Consider the following 3624-nt stretch of genomic DNA (forward strand, 5'->3'; position numbering starts at 1 on the left):
GTCGCGATAGTAGCCGAGGAGTTCGTCCTTGCCCGCGCCTACCCCGTCGCCTTTCGGCTGGGAGCCATTGGCCTTGCCACGCGCCATGCGTCTCTCCGTCGTTACCCCGGCCTGCAGAAGAAACCCTCGAACGGCGTCTCGGCGCCTTCTAAGGCTTCAGGCGGACCACATAGTCCCTCGGGTCGGCAAAACCTAGCAAGGAGCGGGCCCGCTCCTCTAGTAAGTCTGCCGAAAGGTTTGTGTCACGCATCAAATGCGCGCGGGCTTCGAGATCCTGGCGCTGAGCGCGCAGGGCGGCCAGTTCGCGGCTCTTGGCGACCAGGGTCGCATCCCGCTTGTCGGACTGCAGCAAGCCGCCCTCGCCGGTGAAGGCGTGGAACCCGAAGTAGAAGATCAGGAAGGCAAGCGCCGCAGTCGGCAGGTAGGGGCGGAGGCGGGCGAACACGGGTGGACGAATCCCCAGGGAGAGACGCCGCAAGAATCGCGCCGCGTCCTTAACGCGGCGCTAACCCTGCAGACCCGCAGGCCAGAAACGCCTACTGCTTCAGCGCCTTACGACCGAGGTAGATGGCCTGGTCGCCCAGTTCCTCCTCGATGCGCAGCAGCTGGTTGTACTTGGCCGTCCGGTCGGAGCGGGCCAGAGAGCCCGTCTTGATCTGGCCGCAGTTGGTGGCGACGGCGAGGTCGGCGATGGTCGCGTCCTCCGTCTCGCCCGACCGGTGGCTCATGACCGCGGTGTAGCCGGCGCGATGGGCCATATCGACCGCGTCCAGGGTCTCCGACAGGGTGCCGATCTGGTTGACCTTGACCAGGATCGAATTGCCGAGCTTGCGGTCGATGCCCTGGGATAGGCGGGCGGGATTGGTGACGAAGAGGTCGTCGCCGACGAGCTGCACCTTGGCGCCCAGCCGCTCGGTCAGCAGGCCCCAGCCCTCGAAGTCGTCCTCGGCGCAGCCGTCCTCGATGGTGACGATCGGGAACTTCGCGACGAGCCCGGCGAGGTAGTCGACCATGCCCGCCGGATCGACGGTCTTGCCCTCGCCTTCCATGACGTACTTGCCGCCCTTGAAGAACTCGGTGGAGGCGACATCAAGGCCGAGCACGAAGTCGTCGCCGACCTTGTAGCCGGCGGCCTCGCCGGCCTTGACGATGAAGGCGAGCGCCTCTTCGGCGCTGGCGAGGTTGGGGGCGAAGCCGCCCTCGTCGCCGACGTTGGTGTTGTGGCCGGCATCCTTCAGGGCCTTCTTCAGGCCGTGGAAGATCTCGGCGCCCATGCGCAGGCCTTCGGCGAAGGTCGGGGCGCCGGTCGGCAGGATCATGAACTCCTGGATGTCGATCGGATTGTCGGCATGGGCGCCGCCGTTGATGATGTTCATCATCGGCACCGGCAGGACGCGGGCCGAGACGCCGCCGACGTACTTGTAGAGCGGCAGGGCGGCCGAGCTCGCGGCGGCCTTGGCGGCCGCCAGGCTGACGCCGAGGATGGCATTGGCGCCGAGGCGCGACTTGTTCGGCGTGCCGTCGAGTTCGATCAGCAGGGTGTCGAGCCGCCGCTGGTCTTCGGCGTCGACGCCGGCCAGGGCGTCGTAGATCTCGCCGTTGACGGCCTCGACCGCCTGTTGGACGCCCTTGCCGAGGTAACGGGACTTGTCGCCGTCACGCTTCTCGACCGCCTCGTGGGCGCCGGTGGAGGCGCCCGAAGGCACCGCCGCGCGGCCCATCGAGCCGTCTTCCAGCACCACGTCCACTTCGACCGTCGGGTTGCCGCGGCTATCGAGGATCTCGCGGGCGTTGATGTCGACGATCTCGGTCATGGGAGGGTCCTTCTGGGCGGAATTCGGGGAGCGCGGACGGCTTAGCCACCTTCGGCGACAGGGGCAACCGCAGCAGGCGCGCTGAAATGCGAACGGCCCCGCCTGTCGCCAGGCGGGGCCGCGAATCGCGTCAGCGATGGATCGCTCAGTCTTCCTTCGGCGTCAGGACCTGGCGGCCCTTGTACATGCCGGTCTTCAGGTCGACGTGGTGCGGGCGCTTCAGTTCGCCCGTTTCCTTGTCCTCGACGTAGGAGTTCGCGCCGAGCGCATGGTGCGAGCGCCGCATGTTGCGCCGGGACGGCGAAGTTTTTCTCTTAGGAACAGCCATCGGAGGATCTCGAAATGATTGCGGCGGCCGAACCGGGCCGCCGACGTGAGCGGCGGCTTATGCATGAAAGCCGCCGGGGTTTCAAGCCGCGCCGTCAGACGAGGCGGCTACGCACCTTGGCGGCGCCGATGAAGCTGGCGAACAGCGGGTGCGGGTCGAACGGCCGGCTCTTCAGCTCCGGGTGGTACTGCACGCCGATGAACCAGGGATGGTCCGAGCGCTCGCAGATCTCCGGCAAGACGCCGTTGGGGGACAGACCGGTGAAGCGCAGGCCCGTCGCCTCGATCCGCTCGCGATAGCCGATATTGACCTCATAGCGGTGGCGATGGCGCTCGGAGATGTCCGTGCCGCCGTAGATCTCGGCGACGCGCGAACCCGGGACCAGGACGGCGTCGTAGGCGCCGCAGCGCATGGTGCCGCCGAGTTCGCCGCCCTCCTGGCGGACTTCGGTCTCATTGCCGCGAGTCCACTCGGTCATCAGCCCCACGATCGGCTCGGATGTCGGGCCGAATTCGGTCGACGAGGCCTGGTGGATGCCGGCGAGGTTCCGCGCCGCCTCGATCATCGCCATCTGCATGCCGAAGCAGATCCCAAAATAGGGGATCGCGTGCTCGCGGGCGAAACGAACGGCGTGGATCATGCCTTCGGAGCCGCGCTCGCCGAAGGCGCCGGGCACCAGCACGCCGTGGACGCCGGTCAGGCGCTCGGCGATCAGGTCCTCGTCGCGCTCGAAAGCCTCGCCCTCGATCCAGTCGAAGCGAACGCGGACGTTGTTCGCCACGCCGCCGTGGATCAGCGCCTCGACCAGCGACTTATAGGCGTCGGTCAGGCCGGTGTACTTGCCGACGACGGCGATGTTCACCTCGCCATCGGGATGGCTGAGCGTGTGGGAGATCTGTTCCCAGCGGGAAAGGTCCGGCGCCGGGGCGGTGTCGGTGAGACCGAAGACGTCGAGCACTTCCCGGTCCAGCCCCTCGGCGTGGTAGTCGAGCGGCACGTGATAGATGTTCGGGCTGTCCATCGCCTGGATGACGGCGCTGGGGCGGACGTTGCAAAACTGGGCGATCTTGCGCCGCTCGCCCTCGGGGATCTCCATCTCGCAGCGGCACAGCAGGATGTCCGGCTGGATGCCGATGGAGCGCAGCTCCTTGACCGAGTGCTGGGTCGGCTTGGTCTTCATCTCGCCGGCCGTCTTGATGAACGGCAGCAGGGTGAGATGGATGAAGCAGGCGTGGCCGCGCGGCAGTTCCTGTCCGAGCTGGCGGATCGCCTCGAAGAACGGCAGGCCCTCGATGTCGCCGACCGTGCCGCCGACCTCGACCAGGACGAAGTCCACGCCCTCGCCCGGATCGCCGAGGACGAAGTCCTTGATCTCGCCGGTGACGTGCGGAATGACCTGGACCGTCGCGCCGAGATAGTCGCCGCGGCGCTCCTTCTCGATGATGGTCTTGTAGATCTGGCCCGTGGTGATGTTGTCGCCGC

At 67.2% G+C, this 3624-nt stretch carries 4 protein-coding genes; all 4 read right to left on the reverse strand.

The window, feature by feature from the left end; genetic code table 11:
- Nucleotides 1-148: 148 nt before the first annotated feature.
- The gene (locus ACILRF_RS15345; RefSeq protein ID WP_395674422.1) at nucleotides 149-445 is read right to left on the reverse strand and encodes a septum formation initiator family protein; all 297 of its coding nucleotides are present in this window, start codon (nucleotides 443-445) and stop codon (nucleotides 149-151) included.
- A 91-nt stretch (nucleotides 446-536) separates the two neighbouring features.
- On the reverse strand, nucleotides 537-1814 hold the full coding sequence (eno, locus tag ACILRF_RS15350; RefSeq protein WP_395674424.1) for a phosphopyruvate hydratase: 1278 nt from the start codon (nucleotides 1812-1814) through the stop codon (nucleotides 537-539).
- 145 nt (nucleotides 1815-1959) lie between these two features.
- Complete coding sequence (gene rpmF, locus ACILRF_RS15355) at nucleotides 1960-2142, reverse strand: 50S ribosomal protein L32 (RefSeq protein WP_111529086.1); 183 nt, start codon at nucleotides 2140-2142, stop codon at nucleotides 1960-1962.
- 94 nt (nucleotides 2143-2236) lie between these two features.
- Nucleotides 2237-3624 (reverse strand): CTP synthase (locus ACILRF_RS15360; protein ID WP_395674426.1); only part of this gene is annotated, 1388 nt, incomplete at its 5' end.

The sequence above is a fragment of the Phenylobacterium sp. genome (genome assembly GCF_044236515.1).
Classification (GTDB): Bacteria; Pseudomonadota; Alphaproteobacteria; order Caulobacterales; family Caulobacteraceae; genus Phenylobacterium.